The following is a 501-nucleotide window of genomic DNA, read 5'->3' as shown; positions in this document are numbered from 1 at the left end:
CTTTCCTGGTTTTGATCGTCCAGTTAACCGTCAATTCTGTTCTGAAATCGCTGTAGTTGGAGCAGACATAGACTCTACCACTAAATCGGGCAGTTGACTTGTCTGGAAGGACCTAACAGGGCTCGTTAACTCTTTACAGTCACGTTTAGCAACCACCTGCCATTGATAGGTTGGTTATTGCGGATTGGAACCATCGATTTTTCTACCAATTGGAATAACAAGCTGTGAACTGTAATTTTTACTACCGTGCGGCTTTGGAGAAATCAGTTTCGCGTAGGGGATAAATGGATCGTTCGGTTGAACGAGAAAGAAATCAAGCTAGTACAGGTATTAACGGTAAAACCGGTACGACTTCATGAATTAGATAGTACGATAACCCTACTGGACGCCGGACTAATGCCGGAGAGATTCCGGGAACTCATGCTCGAAATATATGAAGACCATGTGCCTTCCGTCGATGATGCCTTGTTCGTATTAGTGGCATTGTCGACTATTGAAACG

At 44.1% G+C, this 501-nt stretch carries 1 protein-coding gene; it reads left to right on the top strand.

The window, feature by feature from the left end; genetic code table 11:
* Nucleotides 1–246: 246 nt before the first annotated feature.
* A partial coding sequence (locus BWI97_RS28875; RefSeq protein WP_233208108.1) for a hypothetical protein occupies nt 247–501 on the top strand: 255 nt, incomplete at its 3' end.

Origin of the sequence: Siphonobacter sp. BAB-5405, from assembly GCF_002872335.1 — a bacterium.
Classification (GTDB): domain Bacteria; phylum Bacteroidota; class Bacteroidia; order Cytophagales; family Spirosomataceae; genus Siphonobacter.
This window is presented reverse-complemented; position numbering and strand designations above follow the sequence as displayed.